Raw genomic sequence first — 20598 nt, forward strand, 5'->3', positions numbered from 1 at the left:
GGTTGTTGTGATTTACTGAGCTTGCAACGGAAAATTTCGCGGGGAAACGCCTGATGACCACAATGACGTTGAAAAGAAGAAACTTCCTGAAAGGAGCCGGGCTCGCGGCGGCGGCCGGCACGGTGGCCGCACCGGCGATTGCCCAGTCGATGCCGGAGATTCGCTGGCGCCTGACGTCGAGCTTCCCGAAATCGCTCGATACGATCTTCGGCACGGCCGAGACCTTCTCGAAGTACATGGCCGAGGCGACGGACGGCAAATTCCAGATCCAGGTCTTCGCCCCCGGCGAGATCGTCGGCGGCCTGCAGGCCCTCGATGCGGTGCAGAACGGCGCCGTGGAATGCGCGCACACCCCGGTCTACTTCTATTTCGGCAAGGACCCGACCCTGGCGCTCGGAACCGGCATCCCCTTCGGCCTCAATGCCCGGCAGCAGCATTCCTGGTGGCATTTCGCGGGCGGCAAGGAAGTCGTCAACGACGCTCTGGCGAAGTTCAACGCCACCTCCTTCGCCTGCGGCAATTCCGGCACCCAGATGGGCGGCTTCTTCCGCAAGGAGATCAACACCATCGAGGACCTGAAGGGCCTCAAGTTCCGCATCGGCGGCCTCGGCGGCATGGTGCTGGCCAAGCTCGGCGTGGTGCCGCAGCAGGTCGCGCCCGGCGACGTCTATCCGGCCCTGGAGCGCGGCACCCTCGATGCGGCCGAGTTCGTCGGCCCCTACGACGACGAGAAGCTCGGCTTCCTCAAGGTGGCCAAGTACTACTACGCCCCCGGCTGGTGGGAGGGCGGCGCCATGCTCCACCTCGTGGTCAACCAGCAGAAGTACAACGAGCTGCCGAAGCATTATCAGGCCATCCTGTTCAACGCCTGCGAGGCGGCGAACAACTGGATGTTGGCCAAGTACGACGCGGTGAACGGCAACGCACTGCGCCGCATGGTCGGCGCCGGCGCGGAACTGCGCACGTTCTCGCAGCCGATCATGGAGGCCTCGCTCAAGGCCGCGAACGAGCTCTATGCCGAACTCTCCGCCAAGAGCCCGGAATTCAAGAAGGGCTACGATTCGATGACGGCCTACCGGGCCGAGGTGCTGCCCTGGTGGCAGCTCAACGAATACGCCTTCGACACCTTCATGATCCGCACCCGCGGACGGGTCTGATGTCCGGGTGCTGATGCCGGGGACACCCATGCCCCGCCCGGGCCAGGACTTGGCCCGGGCGGGGGCAGGACGACTGGCGGCGCCGTCGGTCGTGCTGGCGGCGCTGCTCGGTGTCGCCACCGTGGCGAGCTTCCTCGGTGCCTGGTGGTGGCTGTTCGACATCGCGTCACATTTCCGGCCGCAGCTTGCGGCCGCCAGCCTCGTCTGCCTCGCGACGGCGCTGTTCGCACGGTCCCGGGCGGCAGCGATCCTGTGCCTGGTCCTCGTCGCCGCCAACGCGGTGCCCCTGCTTCCCTATCTCTCCGGCAGCGCCAGGGCAGCGGGCGCCGAGCGGGCGGATCTGCGGGTTCTGACCCTCAACCTGCATCTTGAAGGAGCCGACATGGACGCCGTCCGACGCCTGATCGCGTCGGAGGATCCGGACGTCGTCATGTTCACGGAAATGCCCGCCGACGATGGCGCAATCCTGGCCGGGCTGAGGGACGCCTATCCGCACCGGACCGAGTATCGTCGCGGCTCGCCCTTCGACGTGGTTCTGCTGAGCCGGTGGCGAATCGAAGATTGGTCCATGGACCGGAATGTGGCGCCCTACCTTCCGGTTCTCTCGGCTCGGCTTTGCGGAGCACAGTCCCGGCAGCGCTGCATCACGATCGTGGGGCTCCACGCGGCACGTCCCTTCGGCAGGGAGGGCCGGCGCCAGCGGGCGCAGCTCGATGCTGCCGCTGCCGCCGTCCGCGCCGCACCGTTGCAGCAGGCGGTGGTGATGGGCGATCTCAATCTCACGCCCTGGTCTCATGCCTTCCATCGTTTCACTCAGGGCGCAGGCGTTCGCGGCAACCCGCCGGAACGGGGGCTGGCGGCGACGTGGCTGTCGCGCGTGCCCCTGTTCGGACTCATGATCGATCATGTTCTCGCCAGTCCGAACGTAAGGATCGTCCGGGCCTGGGTCGGTGCGGACGTGGGCTCCGATCACCTCCCGGTCATTGCCGACCTGGCTTTCGAGCCGGAGCCCTGATCCCGGCTATTTCGGCTCGCGCCTGTTCGGATCGAAGTGCTTCTTCAGCTTGTGCCCGTAGGCGCCGTAATCCTTCTGCAGCGCCTCGGTCTGCGCGGCGAAGGCGGTCACCTTCTGCGGAAAGCGGGTTTCGAACATGAAGGCCATGGTGCCTTCCAGCTTGTGGGGCTTCAATTCGACGTTGCTCGCCTTCTCGAACGAGTCCACGTCGGGCCCGTGCGGCAGCATCGTGTTGTGCAGCGATATTCCCCCCGGCACGAATCCGCCACCGGTCTTCGCATCGTAGACGCCGTAGATCAGGCCCATGAACTCGCTCATCACGTTCATGTGGTACCACGGGGGGCGGAAGGTGTTCTCGGCCACCAGCCAGCGCTCGGGGAAGATCACGAAATCGATGTTGGCGGTGCCGGGCGTCTCGGAGGGCGAGGTCAGCACGGTGAAGATCGAGGGGTCGGCATGATCGTAGAGAAGCGGCCCCACCGGCGAGTAGCGGCGCAAGTCGTATTTGTAAGGTGCATAATTGCCGTGCCATGCCACCACGTCGAGCGGGGAATGCTCGATATCCGCGGCCCAGAGCGCGCCGCCCCATTTCACGTACATGGTCGAGGGCGCATCCTTGTCCTCATAGGCCGCGACGGGCGTGAGGAAGTCCCGCGGATTGGCAAGGCAATTGGCCCCGATGGGGCCACGCTCCGGCAGAGTGAACGCGCCGCCGTAGTTTTCACAGAGATATCCGCGCGCGGGCCCGCCGGTCAGCTCCACCCGGATCTTCACGCCGCGCGGAATGATGGCGATCTCGCCCGGTTGGATGTCGATGATGCCGAATTCGGTCCACAGGCGCAGGCCTCCCTGCTGCGGCACGAACAGCATCTCGCCGTCGGCATTGTAGAAGTATTCGTCCGTCATCGAGCGGGTGACGAGATAGACATGCGCGCCCATGCCGGCCTGGGTGCCCGCATCGCCGGCGGTGGTGATGGTGCGGATGCCTTCGAGGAAGGAGATTTTCCCGTCCGGAATCGGGATCGGGTCCCAGCGCATAGGGGCAATCGGCACGTCCGCCTCATGGGCGGGGGCCGTGCGCCACAGGCCGATATCCGCTTTTCGAAACTGCCCCCAATGGGTCACGGTGGGCCTGATGCGGTAAAGCCAGGAGCGCTCGTTGGTGGTGCGCGGCGCGGTGAAAGGCGAGCCGCTGAGCTGCTCCGCATACAGGCCATAAGCGCATTTCTGGGGCGAGTTGCGCCCTATGGGCAGCGCGCCGGGAAGAGCCTCGGTTTCAAAGCCGTTGCCGAAGCCCGACATGTAGCCGGGCTGAATGGCGCTCTCGATCCGGTCGGCGGCCTGTCCCTGCAGGGAAGGGTTCTGGACGTTCATGAGCGCTCTCCCTGAATGATCCGTTGTCGGAATACCTGAACGATATTGACCTTGCGGCACATAAATCTAGTTGCCAGTGCAACGAATTTTCCTTATTAGTTGCACTGGCAACGATTGATGTCAATGATGGCTTCTCATTCCGCAGCAAAGAAGGAAGCGCTCGAGCCCCGGGTGGTTCTGGAGCGTTTCCTGCCTTATCGGCTCAACGTTCTGGCGAGCCTGACGTCCAACGCGCTCGCGCAGATCTATGCGGAGCGGTTCGGCCTCTCGATTCCGGCCTGGCGGATCGTCGCCACGCTCGGGCAGTACGACGTGCGCACCGCGCGGGACATCGCGGCCCATGGGGTCATGCACAAATCCACCGTCTCCCGCGCCGTCTCGTCCCTGGAGCAAAGGGGGCTCATCGTCCGCAGGCCCAACCAGGACGACCGGCGCGAGGAGCTGCTGGCCCTGACGCCGGAGGGGCGCACCATCTACGACGCCCTCGCTCCGCAGGCGCTGGCCTTCGAGGACCGCTTGGTCTCGGTGCTGAGCCCCGAGGAGCTGGAAACCCTGGGCGGCCTCGTCGAGAAGCTCACACTTCATGCCCGGTCGCTCGCGCCGGAAGGGGAGGGCGAGGCGTGAAGCTCTACACCTATTTCCGCTCCTCCGCCGCCTACCGGGTGCGGATCGCCCTCAACCTCAAGGGCGTCTCCTACGAATCCCTGCCGGTCAATCTTCTCAAGGGCGAGCAGCGCGGCGACGGCTACCGGGCCATGAATCCCCAGGGGCGCGTGCCGTCCCTCGATATCGGCGACGCCATCCTCACCCAGTCGCCCGCCATTCTCGAATATCTGGACGAGGTCTATCCCGAGCCGCCGCTGCTTCCGGTCGGCGCGGTCAACCGCGCCAAGGTTCGCGCCGTCGCCAGCCTGATCGCCTGCGATATCCATCCGCTGAACAATTCCGGCACCCTGGGCTACCTCAAGAACAAGCTGGGGCACGACCAGGCGGCAGCCGACGAGTGGTATGCCCACTGGGTCCGGCAGGGGTTCGAGGCCATCGAGACGATGCTCGGGCCGGGGCCTTACGCCTTCGGCCCGCGCGTGACCCTCGCGGACGTCTATCTCGTGCCGCAGGTCTTCAACGCCCGGCGCTTCAACGTCGCGCTCGACGCCTTTCCCAGGATCGCCGCCGTGGAGGCCGCGTGCATGGCGCACCGGGCCTTCCAGGATGCCGCGCCCGAACGCCAGCCGGACGCGGCCTAGAGACGACGGATCGCATCCGCCGCCGGGGCGGATGCGTTGTTTCGACGAGCAGGCCTGCGAAGGCCGAAGCATAACAGGAGGAAACCATGGGACCATTCCCGCACGACGCGCCGCCGCCGGCCATTTCCGAAGAAAACCCGATGGGGACCGACGGCTTCGAGTTCGTGGAGTTCTGCCATCCCGATCCGCAGGAGCTCGACCGGCTCTTCAAGGCGATGGGGTTCAGCCTCGTCGCGAAGCACCGCTCCAAGAACGTCCTGCTCTACCGGCAGGGCGACATCAATTTCGTGGTGAACGCCCAGCCCGGCTCCTTCGCCGAGCGATTCGCCAGCCAGCACGGTCCCTCGGCTCCCGCCATGGCCTTCCGGGTGGTGGACGCGAAGCAGGCCTTCGACCGCGCCCTTAAGCTCGGCGCCAAGCCAGTCCAGACCCATACCGGCCCGAACGAGCTCGAGATTCCCGCCATCGAAGGCATCGGCGGACTCCAGATCTACCTCGTGGACCGCTACGGCGCGAAGGGCTCGATCTACGACGTCGATTTCGAATGGCTCGGGGACCCCGATCCCAGGCCGCACGGCGTGGGCCTGGACTACATCGACCACCTCACCCACAACGTCTATCGCGGGCGCCTGAACGAATGGGGGGCCTTCTACGAGCGGCTCTTCAACTTCCGCCAGATCCGCTACTTCGACATCGAGGGCAAGGTAAGCGGCCTGCATTCGCGCGCCATGACCAGCCCGGACGGCAAGATCCGCATTCCGATCAACGAGGATGCGGGCGAGAGCGGGCAGATCGAGGAATACCTGCAGGAATACAAGGGGGAGGGGATCCAGCACGTGGCGCTGGGCTCCTACGACCTCTACGATTCCATCGAGGCCCTCCTCGATGCGGGCGTGGAGTTCATGCCGGCCCCCAACGAGATCTACTATTCGCGCATCGACAAGCGCCTGCCCAAGCACGGCGAGCCCCTCGACCGGCTGAAGAAGAACGGCATCCTAATCGACGGCGAGGGCGTGGTGGAGGGCGGCTTCACCAAGGTGCTGCTGCAGCGCTTCGGCAAGACCGCCATCGGGCCGATCTTCTTCGAGTTCATCCAGCGCAAGGGCGACGACGGATTCGGCGAGGGCAACTTCAAGGCGCTCTTCGAATCCATCGAGGAGGACCAGATCCGTCGCGGGGTTCTGAAGCCCAAGGTCGCCTGAGGCACGTAACAACGATTCGTCGGAGGCCGGGCTCGTCCCGGCCTCTTGTCGTTGGGGCAGGAGGGAATTCCCGCCTCCGAAGCCCCCAACTTATTCACAGCCTGCCACCAGGACCTGGGGCCTTCAGCAGAACGATTCTGCCGGCCCGGACGGCCGATCATACTCCCCAAAGCCCTTTCATTTTAGGGATTTGTTAGGGAACGGCGGCAAATCTTTACGAAAGGTAAATGGGCGTGGGCGGAATCGTTGCCTTTGTGCAACATGCCCTCGAAAAGCCCCCCTTGGCGCCCGTTTTGGGCCTTCATTCTGTTGCTTGCGAAACGGGGCTGGCTAATGTGGCTTCAGCGACGGGGGCACCCCGGTCGTGATTTGGTGATTTCCGGCCAATGGGGCTGGAGACGTCAAGTCCTAGGGGAAAAGGGACGTGTTTAGGCTTCGTTGAAGCACTCGAGGCACAAACCCGGCCCCCCAAGGGTCTCGAAACTTTGGAGGTCAACCATGAAGCTCGTTAAGAGCCTTCTGCTCGGATCGGCTGCGGGTCTCGCCGCCGTCGTGAGCGCCCAGGCTGCGGATCTTCCCGTTCGGAAGGCTGCTCCTGTTGAGTACGTTCGCGTCTGCTCCACCTACGGCGCAGGCTTCTTCTACATCCCCGGCACGGAAACCTGCATCCGCGTCGGTGGCCGCATCCGCGCTGACTACCTGTACGGCGAGCCGCTCACCCGCGCTGAGGACGCCGTTGGCTTCCGCGCTCGTGGTCGTCTGAATGTCGACACTCGCACCGCGACGGCTTACGGCCTCCTGCGCGCCTACATCCGCTACGAGCTCACCCGCTCCTCGGGCACGCCGTTCGGTCTGTCCAACACCGGCGTTGGCGCCAGCCTGAGCACGAACCTGGCTCAGGCATTCGTTCAGTTCGGTGGCCTGACCGCTGGTCGTGTCACGTCGTTCTTCTCGAACGCCGACCTGCCGACCGGCCACATGGGCACGCTGCGCTTCGACGACGCGCCGGACGTGACTCTGCTCGCTTACACCTTCTCGTTCGGCAACGGCTTCTCGGCCACCCTGTCGCTCGAAGACGGTCTCGAGCGCCGTCGCGGCATCGATGCCTTTGACTTCGATCCGCTCGGCTACGCTGGTCAGCGCGTTCCGGACGTGGTCGCGAACGTGAAGTACACCGGCACGTGGGGTGGCGCTCAGCTCTCCGGTGCGATCCATCAGCTCCGCGCACTGGACCTGTTCACCAATCCGGTTACCGGTTTCACGGACTACCCTGACACCGAGTATGGCTTCGCCATTGCTGCAACCGCCCACGTGAACCTGCCGATGCTCGCTCCGGGCGACGCTCTGTGGATTGCCGCGACCTATACTGATGGCGCTCCGGCTTACCTGGATGGCGGCAACGCCGGCACGATCATCAGCCCGTTCGCTCAGTACGAGTTCGGGCGGCCGACGCTCGTCGACGCCACCTACGATCCGCTGACGGGCGACCTGAAGAAGACCCGCGCCTGGGCTATCGCCGGTGGTTTCCGTCACTACTGGACCCCGCAGATCCGGTCGAACCTCTTCGGTTCGTACCTGCACTCGGACAGCCGCGTGTCGGTCGCTAACAGCGGTGACTTCCGCGAGTACCGCATCGGCGCGAACGTGTTCTGGCAGCCGGTTTCCGGCCTCGACCTCGGCGTGGAAGTCATCTACGCCAACACGGACCTGCGTGGCGTTAACCCGGTCAACGCACTCGGCTACCGCGACTCGAACGGCTGGGAAGGCCGCTTCCGCGTCCAGCGCGATTTCTAATCGGCTCAAACCGATTGGTAGAGGAAACCCCGGTGGTAACACTGGGGTTTTCTTTTTTCGCGAGTAAATGGCGTGTTGTAGGGCAGCGCGAGGGCTAGCCGCCTGTTCTGTTCATCATGGAAATCGCTGTAACCGAAGCGCAGGGCTGCGTGCACCCATGCGGAGCCGTTTGCATAGGTTCATGCGGCGCTGGTCCTCGCGGCCGGGAGCTCTCTCACTCCCGGGAGCCGCTGCATCGCCGGCGTACAAAGCCGGGCTTGCCTGTCAGGTCGCGCTCTCGGCCTCGGCGATCAGGCGCCTGACGGCTTCGATGAGGTCGCCCTCGAAGGCCGGGGCATGGCCCTGGTCGGGCACGGTGATGGCGGTCAGGCGCGGGTGCTTTTCCTGCATCGCCCTCAGGGTCTCGGCCGAAAGCAGGTCGGAGTTGCCGCCCCTGACGGCGAGAACCGGCACGGGAGCCAATCCCTCGAACAGGGGCCACAGGATCGGAAGCGGCATCTCGAGATCGATGGCCTCCAAGGTTTTCATGAGCTTGGGGTCGTAGTTGAGCCGAAGGCCGTCGCCGTTCTCGTGCCAGGTGCCTCGCGCCAGCTTTTCCCACTGCTCCTCGGTGAAGCGCGGGAACTGGGCGTCGGAAATGCGCTTCAGGATCTGGCCCGCCTCCTGCATCGTGCGCGGCTGCGGCAGCTTGCCGACATAGCTCCTGATCCGAACCAGACCCTTGCCGTCGATCACCGGTCCCACATCGTTGAGCACCGCTCCGCGAAGCAGCGTCGGTCGGATCGCGCCGAGGGCCATGGTGATCAGGCCGCCCCGGGAGGTTCCGACGAAGACGGCCTGGTCGATTCCGGCGGCGGTGAGAACCTGCAGGGTGTCGTTCAGCTCGATGCGGACGTCGTAATTGCGCCAGTCCTCGTCCCAGTCGGAGCGTCCGCGTCCGCGATAGTCCAGGGACAGAACCCGGCGCGGCCGGGCCTCATCCCGGCTGAGGGCTTCCGCCAGTTCGTGGAAATCCCCCGAGGTCCGCGCCAGTCCCGGCAGGCAGACGACGGGCAGGGCTCCTCCGATTTCGGGGCCGTAATCGCGCGCATAGAGACGAAGGCCGTCGGCGGCCGATACGAAGAAATCTCGGAAGCCGCCGTTCATGTCTCACCCCACCCCTGTTTTCGACGGGAGGGATCCTGCCTCAATAATCGGTCGCTGTCGCGTCCGCCGTGGCGGGCGCTTCCTCTTCATCCATCCGCTGGCGGTAGACGAGAAGGTTCTCCATCACGCGCTGGACGTAGTTGCGCGTCTCGTAGAAGGGAATCCGCTCGATCCAGTCCACCACGTCCACGTGCGGCTGGCGCGGATCGCCATAGGCCCTGACCCATTTGATCACGTTGCCGCCGCCTGCATTGTAGGAGGCGAAGGCGAGGATGTGGGACCCCTTCCAGTCCTCCATCAGCTCTCCGAGATGGGCCGCGCCGAGTTTGGCGTTGTAGGAGGGGTCCTGCGTCAGGCGCTGCAGGTCGAAATCGACCTTGAACCGCTTCGCGGTCCGCTTCGCGGTCGCCGGCATCAGCTGCATCAGGCCGCGCGCTCCCGCGCTGGAGACGGCGCGCGGGTTGAAGGCGCTTTCCTGCCTGGCAATGGCATAGACCATCGCCGGCTCCACCTCGTCGCCGACCGGCTCGAAATCCGGGATCGCCGCGAGGGGATAGGCATGGGTGTCGAGCGGGAAGCCCCGTTGCGTGGCGATCTTGCCGATGGCGAGGACCGCCCGGGGATTGTTCTCCGCCGTGGCGACGCCGGCAAGGGCGTCGAGCTTGCCCGGGTCGGAGAGGGTCTGCGCGAGGTCGATGTAGAGGGAAAGGGCGAGGTCCGGCTCGTCGATCTGCTGCAGCAGCTTCACGGCCTGAACCGGAGCCAGGGCCTCGAACGCCTTGCGCTCGTCCTCGGAGAGCGGATCGGCGCTTCGCAGGGGCACCTTCCGTCCGAGCTTGTCCATGGCAAGCTGGCCGTAATAGGTCGTCGGCATGTCGGCGGCGCGCTCGTAGAAGAGCTTCGCATCCGCCTCCGCGCCGGCCGCTTCCGCGGCGCGTCCCTGCCAATAGGCGATCCGCGCCACCGAGATCGGCGTCGAGGCGGTTTTCGCAACCGTGGCGAAGTGCCGGGCGGCGCTCGTCGGGTCGTTCAGGAAGCGGAGCGCGATCCAGCCGGCATGGAACTCCGCCTCGATCTGCTGGGCCGGCGATTCCGCCGCGTGGTGGCTCGCCACCTCGTAGGCGTTCTTGGCGTCGCCCTTGTCCAGGAGCGTCCGGGTGATCAGGCGCTGCTCCGCCCACCATTCGTCCCCGTCGACGCGCAGCTCGTGGTCGCGCGGAGCCGCCTGGATCACAGCGGCAGCCTCGACCAGCTTGTTGCTCCGGCGCAGGAAGAGCGCGCGGGAAAACAGATAGGAAGGGTCCTTGCGCAGGGCCGCGGGAACGGCGGCGAAAGCCTTCTCGGCCTTCTTCTTGCCTTGGAAGATGCCCATGCGGGCCTTCACGAGGGTGGCGTAGTCGTTGCCCGCATGGCCGGCGGCGCGGGTGGCGGCGCCCCAGTTCTCCTTGAGCAGGAAGCGCTCCATGCGGAAACGGTGATCCGCCTGGCTCAGCACGCCGGGGAACCGGTCGAGGATGCGGCGCTCCAGGTCGTTCCCGAAGCTGTCCTCGCGCCAGACGTGGCGGATCTGGTCGTTCGCCTGCGCCTCGAGGCCATCCGCCTTCAGGGCGAAGGCAAGGGCGATCCGGCCCGATGCGGTCAGCGGCGCCTGCCGGGCGAAGAAGGCGCGAATCTCGGAAGAGGGCCTGCGCTCGGCCACCAGCGCCTCCTCGGCCTTGCGCCGGAGCAGGGTCGTCACGGGCCAGTCGGGATAATCCTTCTGGAAGGCCATCATCCGGTCGAACCCGACCGGGATGCCGCCTCGGATGGCGAACCACTCCGTCAGGGCCACGGCCGCAGGCTGGGTGAGCTTGGTCTTCAGGATCGTGGCCTCGGTCCAGTCGCCGTCGCGGTAGGCCTTGAGGATCGAGGGCAGGTGATCCAGGTCGCCGTCGACCTTCTGCAGGGGAACGAAGCCTTCCGCCGGGGCGGCCGGCTGGCCTTCCGGAGCCGGAGCGGCGACCGCGGGCTCCGGCTGTGCGGGCGCCGGAGAGGGATCGGCCTGCACGGCGAAGGCCGAAAGCTGGACGAGAGCTGCAGACGCCATCAGGCGCGTGAGAAGGCGCATCTTTAGGCTCATGAGATCCCCTTATGCCACCGTCACCATTTGGCGATGACGACGTTTCACTTGAGGAAACACCAAGAGCCGGGCTAGGACAACAGGCCAAAGGGCGGTTTGCGCCGATGCGTCGCAGCTCTTATGTGTAAGGCCCGATGGGCTTCCAGAACCCGGCGCATCTTTCTTGAGGATTACCCATGACCCAATTCAAAGGCTCCATCACGGCTCTTGTGACCCCCTTCAAGGATGGGGCCGTCGATGAAGCGGCGTTCCGGGCCTTCATCAACTGGCAGATCGAGAACGGCACCCATGGTCTCGTGCCCGTCGGCACGACCGGCGAGAGCCCGACCCTGAGCCACAAGGAGCACGACCGAGTCGTCGAGATCTGCGTCGAGGAGGCGAAGGGCCGGGTCCCCGTCATCGCCGGCGCCGGCTCCAACAGCACCGCCGAGGCCGTGGCCTTCTCCAAGCACGCGGAAAAGGTGGGGGCCGACGCGGTCCTCATCGTGACGCCCTACTACAACAAGCCGACGCAGGAAGGCCTGTACCATCACTTCAAGGCCATCAACGATGCCATCGGCATTCCGATCTTCATCTACAACATCCCGGGCCGGTCGGTGATCGACATGTCCGTCGCCACCATGGCGCGGCTCTACGAGCTCAAGAACATCGCCGGCGTGAAGGACGCGACCGCCAACCTCGCCCGCGCCAGCCTCCAGCGGCAGGTCATGGGGCCCGATTTCATCCAGCTCTCGGGAGAGGACGCCACCGCCCTCGGCTTCATGGCCCATGGCGGCCACGGCTGCATCTCCGTGACGGCGAATGTCGCGCCGGCGCTCTGCTCCGAGATGCAGGAGGCCTGCCTGGGCGGCGACTATGCCGCCGCTCTGAAGGTGCAGGACCGGCTCATGCCGCTGCACGAGGCCATGTTCGTGGAAACCAACCCGTCCCCGGCGAAATATGCCGCGTCCGTGCTGGGCCTCATGGAGGATACGGTGCGCCTGCCGCTGCTGCCGGTCTCGGACGGCACAAAGCAGGTGATCCGCTCCGCCATGACCCATGCGGGCCTGATCAACGCTTGAGCGCCATGAAGAACAATCAGAAGAACGCCCACCGGGTCGTCGCCGACAACAGGAAGGCGAGGTTCAACTACGAGATCCTCGACACCTACGAGGCCGGCATCGCGCTGACCGGCACGGAGGTCAAATCCCTGCGCCAGGGCAAGGCCACCATCGGGGAGGCCTATGCCGGGCCGTCGGGCGAGGAGATGTTCCTCTACAACGCATATATCCCGGAATACCTGCAGGCGAACCGCTTCAACCACGAAACCCGGCGCCCGCGCCGGCTGCTGCTGCACAAGCGGGAGATCAACAAGCTGATCGGCGCCACGCAGCGCGAGGGCTTCACGGTCATTCCGCTGCGGGTCTACTTCAACGACCGCGGCCGGGCGAAGGTGGAGCTGGGACTGGGACGCGGCAAGAAGCTCCACGACAAGCGCGAGACCGAGAAGGCACGCGACTGGGACCGCGAGAAGGCGCGCCTCATGCGCCAGAAGGGCTGACGGGTTCCTCCGGCCAGCCCTTATCCTGCTTCAGATGTCGAAGTCTTCGTCCTGCGGCTGGCGGATGCCGTAGCGGCGCTCCAGGCCGTTGTTCGGCGCTCCCTGGGGGCGCGGACGCTCGTGGTTCTCGCCCGCGGGCCGCTGCGGCCGGTCGGACGGATCGCGCCCGATCCGGGAGGCGAGGTGGGCGAGGTCGAGGAACTCGTCCGCCTGACGACGCAGCTCGTCCGCCACCATGGGGGGCTGGGTCGTCACCGTGGAGGCCACGGACACCCGCACGCCCCGGCGCTGCATGGCCTCCACGAGGGAGCGGAAGTCGCCGTCGCCCGAGAACAGGACCATGTGGTCGATATAGGGGGAGAGCTCCAGCGCATCGATGGCGAGCTCGATATCCATGTTGCCCTTCACCTTGCGGCGGCCCGAGGAATCGACGAACTCCTTGGTGGGCTTCGTCACCACGCGGTAGCCGTTGTAGTCGAGCCAGTCGATCAGCGGGCGAATCGAGGAATATTCCTGATCTTCCACGAGGGCCGTGTAGTAGAACGCCCGCACGAGCGTGCCGCGGCCCTGGAATTCCTTGAGCAGGCGCTTGTAGTCGATATCGAAGCCAAGGGTCTTCGTCGTGGCATAGAGGTTGGCGCCGTCGATGAAGAGCGCGATCCGTTGCTGGCCTGACATTCTTGTTCTCTGTTTCGGAGCCGTCAGGGCCTGGATAGAAGCCGTGTCTGAAAGAGCGACATCAAAATCATTCGCGGTTGCAATACAATTACGCGTCAGTTTTACGACGTGCCCGTTTTCAGGCTGCTATTTACCCGTCTGGTGAGTAAAAATTAAACTATAAACAGTAAAGCGACCTGCCATCTTTGTGTCAAGATAATGGCAGGTCTCGGGTCAAGCCTTTTATAAGACAGTAAACAGCTTTTCTATGTTCTAAGATTGCGGCTTCCGGGCTTGGTCGCCGGAAGGGCCGCCAGGTCCGGCGGGAGCTGGTCGGCCGGATAGGCCGGAATGTCGAGCTGGACCAGGGAGACGAGGGGCGCGCCGAGATCGGCCTTGCCGCCCGAGCGGTCGATCAGGCAGGCGGCGCCGAGGATCTCGCCCGGGTGCTCGCGCAGGGCCGCGAGGCATTCGCGGGAGGAGAGGCCCGTGGTCACGATGTCCTCCACCATGACGATCCTGGCCCCCTCGGGGATGGTGAAGCCGCGCCGGAGCACGAAGACGCCGTTCTCGCGCTCCACGAAGATCGCCTTGCAGCCGAGATGCCGGGCCGTCTCGTAGCCGGGCACGATGCCGCCGACCGCGGGGGAGACCACGTAGTCCACCGGCCCGTAGGCCTGCCGGATCTTCTCCGCGAGGGCCTTGCAGACCCGCTCGGTCCGGACCGGGTCCTGGAACACGAACATCTTCTGCAGGAAGACCGGGCTGTGCAGGCCCGACGAGAGAATAAAATGCCCTTCCAGCAGGGCGCCGGCGGAGCGGAATTCGTCGAGGACTTCGTTCTGGGTCATGGCTTGGTCTCCTGCGCGAGCGCTGTTTGGCAGGCGTCTCGACGGGAGGCAAGCCCCACCGCTCGAGCCGCCCCCGCCGCTCAAGGGAAAGGCCCGGCGGAGAAGCCGGGCCTTGCGGGCATCGCGATGCGATCCGTCTCAGAAGCCGCCGAAGCGGTAGTTGAGGCCCAGCCGCACGGTCGAGAAGGCGTTGTGCTCCTTCACCAGCGCCATCGCCTCGCCGTCGGCGAGGTCGTGCATGGGGTACTTGGTGTCGGACAGGCCGACATAGAGGTATTCGCCCTTCACGGACCAGTTGTTGGTGTGCGCGTATTCGACGCCGGCGCCGACCGGGTAGCTCCACTTCTTGCTGGACTTGGACCCGAAGGAGACCTCCGTGCCGTCAATGTCGGTGGAGGAGCCGGAAGTCGTGTGCGTCACGTCCGCATAGGCGAGGCCGCCCGTGGCGTAGACGAGCAGCGACGGCATCGCCAGGAAGCCGACGCGGCCGCGCAGGGTGCCGAAATATTCGAGCTTGTTGGCGAACTTGCCGGTGGTGACCGTCAGGTCGCCGTTGTCGTCGTCGACCCCGAGGAGACGGCTCTTGCGGTTGATGTTGGCCCGGGACAGATCGCCCTCGACGCCCGCGACGACGTTCGGGCCGAGCTGGAAGTTGTAGCCGGCCGTGCCGCCGACGCTGACGCCCGTGGTGTTGCTGCCCGAGATCGGGCCCGGGAACGGCACGCCCTCAGCGTCCCACAGGATCGGCGTGGACCGGTTGGCCCAGAGAGCGCCGCCGTTGATGCCCACATACGCGCCCGTCCAGGTGAAGAGCGGAGCCGCTGCGTAAGGGGCAGGGGCGCTGCGATTGGGAAGGTCGGCGGCCTGGGCCGAAACGGTGAGCGCCAGCAGGGCGGACGAGACGAACGTTTTTCATAAGACACCTCAAGACGGTGTCCAGGACTTCCCCAGAAGAGGTGGAATTGTCAGTTACGCAACGGCAACAAACGGCCTGCGGCGGGCGATTCCGGCCCGTGTGGTTTACCAATGGTAATCAGAGATTGGGCGTGATCCTGATCTCCAACCCTGCGAAGGCCGCCGGGCGCGTATCGGGCGCGAGATCGTACCCGAGCTTGAGGTTCAGGACGGACTTGAACTCGCTGACGGGCGAGCCGAGCACGTGCTGGCTGACGATCTCCGACGTCAGATGGGTGCCGATCTCTCCGTTCGACGTGTTCAGGCTCATGCTGGGCGAAAGCCGGATCTCCATGGTCCATTTCTCGAGCGGCATGGCGAGCGGGAGCCCGAGGGTTCCGCTGACCGACTGCGAATAGGCCGCATCCTGGCTGCCGACCGATCCGGTGGTCGCGACGCCGAGTTTGAGCCCGCCGAGCCGTTGCAGATTGCGCGACCAGGACGTTTCCCAGTTCACGTTCGACGACAGGATGCGGGTGGTGTCGCCCGAGCGGACGAGCTCGGTGCCGATCAGGAAGGAGAAGTCGTAGAACGGTTTCAGCTTGGCCCCGACGACCTGGTCCGAGGGCGCGGTCGCGAAGGCCTGGAAGCTGGAGGGCACAAGGCCGTTCGACCAGACCTGCGTGCCGCCCAGGGAATAGCGGACACGGGTGGGAGGCGTTCTCTTGGCGAAGGCGACATGATCGTCGAGCCATGCCTGCGTGATCCTGGAATTCCAGATCTCGTCGTCCGCCGCGCGGGACGCGCCGGGAAGAAAGGAGAGGAATGCGAGAGAAGCCGGAAGGCAAAGGCGAAGCGCCGATAAGTGAATAGACAAAATATCTGGTCCGATGGATGAGTTAATTTCAGTCAGTGAAAGATACTTGAGTTAACAAATGCCTAACCGGCGAATTGCGCCAGTCGAACGGGTGGAGAAACGGCTCGAATGTTGCCGGGAGCGCAGGCAATAGCCTGGACCGGTATAGGACGATTGTCGGAGCGCATGGTGATGCGTGAGTCATCACGAGGCAAACGAGCGAAATTCGGACAGTCGGGGATCAGCGTCTCGATGCGAGGCGGCGGAAGAGCAGGTCCGTCACGGGGACCACGAGGATGGAGAGCAGGAGGGCGCCGAAGAAGCCCCAGCCGGCCACCTGGGCAATGGCGATGGCGGCAACGATGCTCGCCGCGAGGACGGCGAGGCGCCATCCGGTGGGCCAAGCCTGCGTTCCCGGGATCGGCCAGCGGTCCATCGGCTCCCTCCTTGATTCACGCGGACGGCGCCAATGGATAACGATTGGGAAGGGCTGTCAACCGCCGGGCACGGGGGCGGCCCCACCCGGGAGGGCGGGGCCGAGCGTTCAGGAGATCACGACGAAGTCCAGGTTGTTCAGGACCGCCTTCGGATCGAGCTTGGCGAATTGCTGGGCCTGGCCCGCTCCGGTGCCGTCTGGGTCGTAACAGAGATTCCCGGTCTTCTCCTGATTGGCGGTTGAGAGCGTCCGGCGGGCCGGAGGGAAAAGAATTCACGCCTCCAGGCGTGCTTTTCCCGGCGCCGCAGTCAGTCCGTGCGGCGTGCCGCCTGCACGAAGGCGTCGAACACACGCGTGCCGGGATGATCGGCGGACGCGAACTTTTCCGGATGCCATTGCAGGCCGAGAGCGAAGGACCGGCCCGGAACCTCGATCGCCTCGATGACGCCGTCGGGGCCGTGTGCGGCGGCGACGACGCCGTCCGACACTTCGACGAGGGCCTCCCGGTGGAAGGTATTCACCTCGAACGTCTCCGCTCCGACAAGCCCGGCCAGCTTCGTGCCGTTCCGAATGGTCACGCCATGGAGCAAGTCCCGCTTGTCGTGGTTGAGCGCGCCGGGCCACGAGGCATGCACGTCGGACACCATGCGGCAGCCATGAAGGCATCCGAGCATCTGCATGCCGTTGCAGATGCCGAGAACCGCCTTGTTCCGTGCGAGGAAGCCCTCCATCAGCGCCTGTTCGACGGCGAGGCGGTCGGACGGTTGGTATTGCGATCGGTCGCCGTCCACATACCAGGCCTCGGGAAAGCCGATCCGGCCGCCCACGCTCAGGAAGCCGTCGAACTCCTCGACCACCGGGGCGACCAGATCCGCCAGGTACGGGATGCCGAACGGGAGGCCTCCGGCGCGGTGTATGGCGGCGAAATAGCTCTTGGACGTGTCGTAGCGCGTGCCGTCGACGCTGGTGTTCTCGTCCATGATGACGGCGATGCGGGGCTTGCGGCTCATGCTCTGGCTATCCGGTGACTCGGTCGACGCGGCTCACCACGCGCTTGGCGCGCAGCTCCGCGATGATGGCGTTGAGGTGCTTCAGGTCCCAGACCGTCAGATCGATGGTGACGTCGGTGAAGTCCTGGGTCCGGCGCTTCATCGCCACGTTGTCGATGTTGCCGTCGTGATCGGCGATCACCTGGGCGATTTGGGCGAGGGAGCCCGGCTCGTTGATCGACTGAAGTTTGATGCGCGCGGGGAAACGCTGCGGATCGTGGGTTTCCAGGTCCCAGCGCACGTCGATCCAGCGGTCCGGCTCGTTGTCGTAGGCCGCGAGGGAGGGGGACTGGATCGGATAGATGGTCACGCCTTCGCCCGGGGTGAGAATGCCGACGATCCGGTCGCCCGGCACGGCGCCGCCTTCCGGCGAGAAGCGGATCGGCATGTCAGGGTTGAGGCCGCGGATCGGGATGCCACCCGATGCGTGATCCCCCGACCCGTCCTTCGCCGCGCCGTTGGGCTTGCCCGACTGGCCGTCCGCTCCCGCCCGGCGCTCGTCCTTGTAGTCGGGATAGACGGCACGGACCACGTCGCCCGAAAACATCTCGCCCCGGCCGACCGCGGCCAGCACGTCCTCCATGGAGGCGCGGGCGAGGCGGGGCAGGGCGCCCTTCAGCTTCTCGTCGGAAAAGGGGCGGTTGGCGCGCTCGAAGGCGCGCTCCAGGATCTGGTGCCCCAGGCCGGTATATTGCCGCCGCACGGCGGCGCGGGTCGCGCGGCGGATCGAGGCGCGGGCCTTGCCGGTGACGACGAGGGATTCCCATGCGGCCGGAGGGGTCTGCCCCTCGGCGCGGATGATCTCGACCTCGTCGCCGTTCTGCAGTTCCGTCAGGAGCGGGGACATGCGGCCGTTGATCTTGCAGCCCACGGCGGTGTTGCCGACATCCGTGTGGACCGCATAGGCGAAGTCGATGGGCGTTGCCCCGCGCGGCAGGGCGATGAGGCGGCCCTTCGGGGTGAAGCAGAAGACCTGGTCGTGGAACAGTTCGAGCTTGGTGTGCTCGAGGAACTCTTCCGGGTTGTCGCCCTCGGCCAGCAGGTCGATGGTGCGGCGAAGCCACTGATAGGCGCGGCTCTCATTGGCGAGGCGGGAATTGCCGTTGATGCCCTCCTTGTAGAGGGCGTGGGCGGCGATGCCGTATTCCGCCACCTCGTCCATCTCCAGGGTGCGGATCTGCAGCTCGACGCGCTGGCTGCCGGGGCCGATCACCGTGGTGTGGATCGAGCGGTAGTCGTTCTGCTTGGGCGTCGAGATGTAGTCCTTGTAGCGCCCGGGCACCATCGGCCAGGAGGTGTGCACGACGCCGAGGGTCCGGTAGCACTCGTCGACGGTGTCCACGATGATGCGGAAGCCGAAGATGTCGGAGAGCTGCTCGAAGGAGACCGATTTGCGCTCCATCTTGCGCCAGATCGAATAAGGGCGCTTCTGGCGTCCGCTGACGCTCGCCTCGATGCCCTGGGCCTTCAGCTTGGCGGTCAGGTCCTGCTCGATCTCCTCGACCAGCTTCTCGCTCTTGAGGGTCAGTTCGTGGAGATGGCGGTTGATCGCCTCGTAGGCCTCGGGGTCGAGGTTCTGGAACGACAGGTCCTCCAGCTCCTCGCGCATCTCCTGGATACCCATGCGCCCGGCGAGCGGGGCATAGATCTCCAGGGTCTCCTCGGCGATGCGCTTGCGCTTCTCCGGCGTCATGAACTGGAGCGTGCGCATGTTGTGAAGCCGGTCGGCGAGCTTCACCAGGAGGACGCGCACGTCGTCCGCGATGGCCAAAAGCAGCTTGCGGAAATTCTCGCCCTGGGCCGCCCGCTTCGACACGAGGTCGAGCCGCTTGATCTTGGTCAGACCGTCCACGAGGGCGCCGATCTGGGGGCCGAAGGTCTTGTTGATCTCGTCGAGGGTCGCCTCGGTGTCCTCCACCGTGTCGTGGAGCACGGCGGCCGCGATGGTGGCGTCGTCGAGCTTCAGCTCGGTCAGGATGGCCGCGACTTCGAGGGGATGGCCGAAGAACAGGTCGCCGGATGCGCGCTTCTGGTTGCCGTGCGCCATCATGGCGTACACGTAAGCGCGGTTGAGAAGCGCCTCGTCGGCCGAGGGGTTGTAGCGCTTGACCCGCTCGACAAGTTCGTACTGGCGCATCATTCGGCGGCCATCTCCTTTCCAAAACGCTTTAGGCGGCTGAAGTTAAAAAGATATTGTGGAACAGAGCAGAACCGCAAGGCTCGCGATTGCCTCACCTGCTGTTAACGAAAAAGCCCGGCCTGGAGCCGGGCTTTTCAAGAAATTTTTTGTCGTCGGGCTTACTCGCGGTCGTCGTCGTCCGCGCTGCTGCTCGGAGGAACGAGGCCCTCCAGGCCGCGGAGGAGGTCTTCCTCGCTCATGCGGTCGAACTGGACGTCCGTGTCGTTGTCCTTGCTGGCCGAGGCGGCGGCGGCGGTGTTGCCGAGCAGCGGAACGGCCTCCGCTTCGGGCTCGTCCACTTCGACGTATTTCTGCATCGAATGGATGAGCTGCTCCTTCAGGTCGTCGGGAGCGATGGTCTGCTCGGCGATCTCGCGCAGCGCCACCACGGGGTTCTTATCGCGGTCGCGGTCGATGGTGAGCGGCGAACCAGACGAGATCAGGCGCGCCCGATGGCTGGCGAGCAGCACGAGCTCAAACCGGTTGTCGACCTTGTCGATGCAGTCTTCGACGGTCACACGAGCCATGAAGAGGCTCCTTCTTGAGGTTCGAAAATATCGGAAGACGGGCTGGATACACCGTAAGTGGCAGGAAGACAAGGGGAAGGCTCTCCTGACCGGGGGGCAGGGGGCGCCCGCGGGCGCCGCACGGCTTCCGGAATGCGCTCGAGCCTCCTTCGACGCGGCTCATCAGGATGAGGGTGGGGGAGGATGAGACCGTTGTAGGATTTGGCTGTGATGGCGCACCGCCATTCCCTCCCCCTTGTGGGGAGGGCCAGGGTGGGGGTGTGAGCGATAGCCTATGAAGGTCCGGCGCCCACACCCCCACCTCCACCTCCTCCCCACAAGGGGGAAGAGAGCAGGTCGGCGCCACCCGCGTCATGGCCGGGCCTGTCCCGGCCATCCACGACTTCAAGTGGCGTTGGGGCCTCCACGCCGTCATTCCGGGGCGGCTCGCTAGTGTTGTGACTCTAACGCTTGTTTCGCACGGGCGATCTTTTCCAGGATCGCTGAGGCCGGGGCTGTCCAGACAAAGGGTTTCGGGTCAGCATTGTGGTGCTCCAGGTAGTCCATGATCGCGCT

General features: G+C 65.3%; 20 protein-coding genes. 9 read left to right on the forward strand and 11 right to left on the reverse strand.

The features are described from left to right. Positions 1 to 68: 68 nt before the first annotated feature. Both ACFOYU_RS12155 and ACFOYU_RS12160 read left to right on the forward strand, forming a co-directional pair. Positions 69 to 1157 (forward strand): TRAP transporter substrate-binding protein, encoded by a 1089-nt coding sequence (locus ACFOYU_RS12155; RefSeq protein WP_226741463.1) that lies wholly within the window; start codon positions 69 to 71, stop codon positions 1155 to 1157. 28 nt (positions 1158 to 1185) lie between these two features. Then, the gene (locus ACFOYU_RS12160; protein ID WP_377033771.1) at positions 1186 to 2172 is read left to right on the forward strand and encodes an endonuclease/exonuclease/phosphatase family protein; all 987 of its coding nucleotides are present in this window, start codon (positions 1186 to 1188) and stop codon (positions 2170 to 2172) included. A 6-nt stretch (positions 2173 to 2178) separates the two neighbouring features. Here ACFOYU_RS12160 and hmgA read toward each other — a convergent pair whose 3' ends face one another. After that, positions 2179 to 3546 carry a homogentisate 1,2-dioxygenase gene (hmgA, locus tag ACFOYU_RS12165; RefSeq protein ID WP_377033772.1) on the reverse strand — a complete coding sequence of 456 codons (1368 nt, stop codon included), beginning with the start codon at positions 3544 to 3546 and terminating at the stop codon, positions 2179 to 2181. 123 nt (positions 3547 to 3669) lie between these two features. Here hmgA and ACFOYU_RS12170 point away from each other — a divergent pair, with 123 nt between their 5' ends. The 4 genes from ACFOYU_RS12170 to ACFOYU_RS12185 all read left to right on the forward strand — a co-directional run bounded on the left by ACFOYU_RS12170 (position 3670) and on the right by ACFOYU_RS12185 (position 7789). Continuing rightward, positions 3670 to 4170, forward strand: coding sequence for a MarR family winged helix-turn-helix transcriptional regulator (locus ACFOYU_RS12170; protein ID WP_377033773.1), 501 nt, complete (start codon positions 3670 to 3672; stop codon positions 4168 to 4170). Next, entirely contained in the window at positions 4167 to 4793 is a 627-nt protein-coding gene (maiA, locus tag ACFOYU_RS12175; protein ID WP_226741155.1) for a maleylacetoacetate isomerase, read from the forward strand. Before ACFOYU_RS12170 ends, maiA begins: the two co-directional genes overlap by 4 nt. Before the next feature lie 86 nt (positions 4794 to 4879). After that, complete coding sequence (hppD, locus tag ACFOYU_RS12180) at positions 4880 to 5995, forward strand: 4-hydroxyphenylpyruvate dioxygenase (protein ID WP_377033774.1); 1116 nt, start codon at positions 4880 to 4882, stop codon at positions 5993 to 5995. Between the two features lie 498 nt (positions 5996 to 6493). Continuing rightward, positions 6494 to 7789 (forward strand): porin, encoded by a 1296-nt coding sequence (locus ACFOYU_RS12185; RefSeq protein WP_377033775.1) that lies wholly within the window; start codon positions 6494 to 6496, stop codon positions 7787 to 7789. 264 nt (positions 7790 to 8053) lie between these two features. Here the strand turns inward: ACFOYU_RS12185 and ACFOYU_RS12190 are convergent, their stop codons facing one another. Next, positions 8054 to 8935 (reverse strand): alpha/beta fold hydrolase, encoded by an 882-nt coding sequence (locus ACFOYU_RS12190; protein WP_377033776.1) that lies wholly within the window; start codon positions 8933 to 8935, stop codon positions 8054 to 8056. Positions 8936 to 8975: 40 nt separating this feature from the next. Further along, complete coding sequence (locus ACFOYU_RS12195) at positions 8976 to 11042, reverse strand: lytic transglycosylase domain-containing protein (protein WP_377033777.1); 2067 nt, start codon at positions 11040 to 11042, stop codon at positions 8976 to 8978. Positions 11043 to 11230: 188 nt separating this feature from the next. Between ACFOYU_RS12195 and dapA the strand changes: the two genes are divergently transcribed. Both dapA and smpB read left to right on the forward strand, forming a co-directional pair. Continuing rightward, entirely contained in the window at positions 11231 to 12115 is an 885-nt protein-coding gene (gene dapA / locus ACFOYU_RS12200) for a 4-hydroxy-tetrahydrodipicolinate synthase (RefSeq protein WP_226741150.1), read from the forward strand. Between the two features lie 5 nt (positions 12116 to 12120). Next, positions 12121 to 12594, forward strand: a complete 474-nt coding sequence (gene smpB, locus ACFOYU_RS12205) for an SsrA-binding protein SmpB (RefSeq protein WP_377033778.1) — start codon at positions 12121 to 12123, stop codon at positions 12592 to 12594. A 30-nt stretch (positions 12595 to 12624) separates the two neighbouring features. On the opposite strand, the gene ACFOYU_RS12210 is transcribed toward smpB, so the two are convergent. From ACFOYU_RS12210 to ACFOYU_RS12230, 5 genes are all read right to left on the reverse strand, one after another. Next, positions 12625 to 13272, reverse strand: a complete 648-nt coding sequence (locus ACFOYU_RS12210) for an NYN domain-containing protein (protein ID WP_226741148.1) — start codon at positions 13270 to 13272, stop codon at positions 12625 to 12627. A gap of 245 nt (positions 13273 to 13517) precedes the next feature. Then, positions 13518 to 14102, reverse strand: coding sequence for an orotate phosphoribosyltransferase (pyrE, locus tag ACFOYU_RS12215; protein WP_226741147.1), 585 nt, complete (start codon positions 14100 to 14102; stop codon positions 13518 to 13520). 138 nt (positions 14103 to 14240) lie between these two features. Beyond that, entirely contained in the window at positions 14241 to 14993 is a 753-nt protein-coding gene (locus tag ACFOYU_RS12220; protein ID WP_377033785.1) for an outer membrane protein, read from the reverse strand. Between the two features lie 142 nt (positions 14994 to 15135). Continuing rightward, positions 15136 to 15873, reverse strand: a complete 738-nt coding sequence (locus ACFOYU_RS12225) for a hypothetical protein (protein ID WP_377033779.1) — start codon at positions 15871 to 15873, stop codon at positions 15136 to 15138. A 220-nt stretch (positions 15874 to 16093) separates the two neighbouring features. After that, on the reverse strand, positions 16094 to 16288 hold the full coding sequence (locus tag ACFOYU_RS12230; RefSeq protein ID WP_226741144.1) for a hypothetical protein: 195 nt from the start codon (positions 16286 to 16288) through the stop codon (positions 16094 to 16096). Between the two features lie 33 nt (positions 16289 to 16321). Between ACFOYU_RS12230 and ACFOYU_RS12235 the strand changes: the two genes are divergently transcribed. Further along, positions 16322 to 16531: a hypothetical protein gene (locus ACFOYU_RS12235; protein ID WP_377033780.1), complete on the forward strand. Its 210-nt coding sequence runs from the start codon at positions 16322 to 16324 to the stop codon at positions 16529 to 16531. A gap of 65 nt (positions 16532 to 16596) precedes the next feature. On the opposite strand, the gene ACFOYU_RS12240 is transcribed toward ACFOYU_RS12235, so the two are convergent. From ACFOYU_RS12240 to rpoZ, 3 genes are all read right to left on the reverse strand, one after another. Beyond that, on the reverse strand, positions 16597 to 17298 hold the full coding sequence (locus ACFOYU_RS12240; protein ID WP_377033781.1) for a gamma-glutamyl-gamma-aminobutyrate hydrolase family protein: 702 nt from the start codon (positions 17296 to 17298) through the stop codon (positions 16597 to 16599). Positions 17299 to 17305: 7 nt separating this feature from the next. Further along, the gene (locus ACFOYU_RS12245) at positions 17306 to 19477 is read right to left on the reverse strand and encodes a RelA/SpoT family protein (protein WP_377033782.1); all 2172 of its coding nucleotides are present in this window, start codon (positions 19475 to 19477) and stop codon (positions 17306 to 17308) included. A gap of 158 nt (positions 19478 to 19635) precedes the next feature. Then, positions 19636 to 20043 carry a DNA-directed RNA polymerase subunit omega gene (rpoZ, locus tag ACFOYU_RS12250; protein WP_226741140.1) on the reverse strand — a complete coding sequence of 136 codons (408 nt, stop codon included), beginning with the start codon at positions 20041 to 20043 and terminating at the stop codon, positions 19636 to 19638. Between the last annotated feature and the right edge of the window lie 555 nt (positions 20044 to 20598).

Origin of the sequence: Microvirga sp. GCM10011540, assembly GCF_042650665.1 — a bacterium.
GTDB lineage: Bacteria > Pseudomonadota > Alphaproteobacteria > Rhizobiales > Beijerinckiaceae > Microvirga > Microvirga lenta.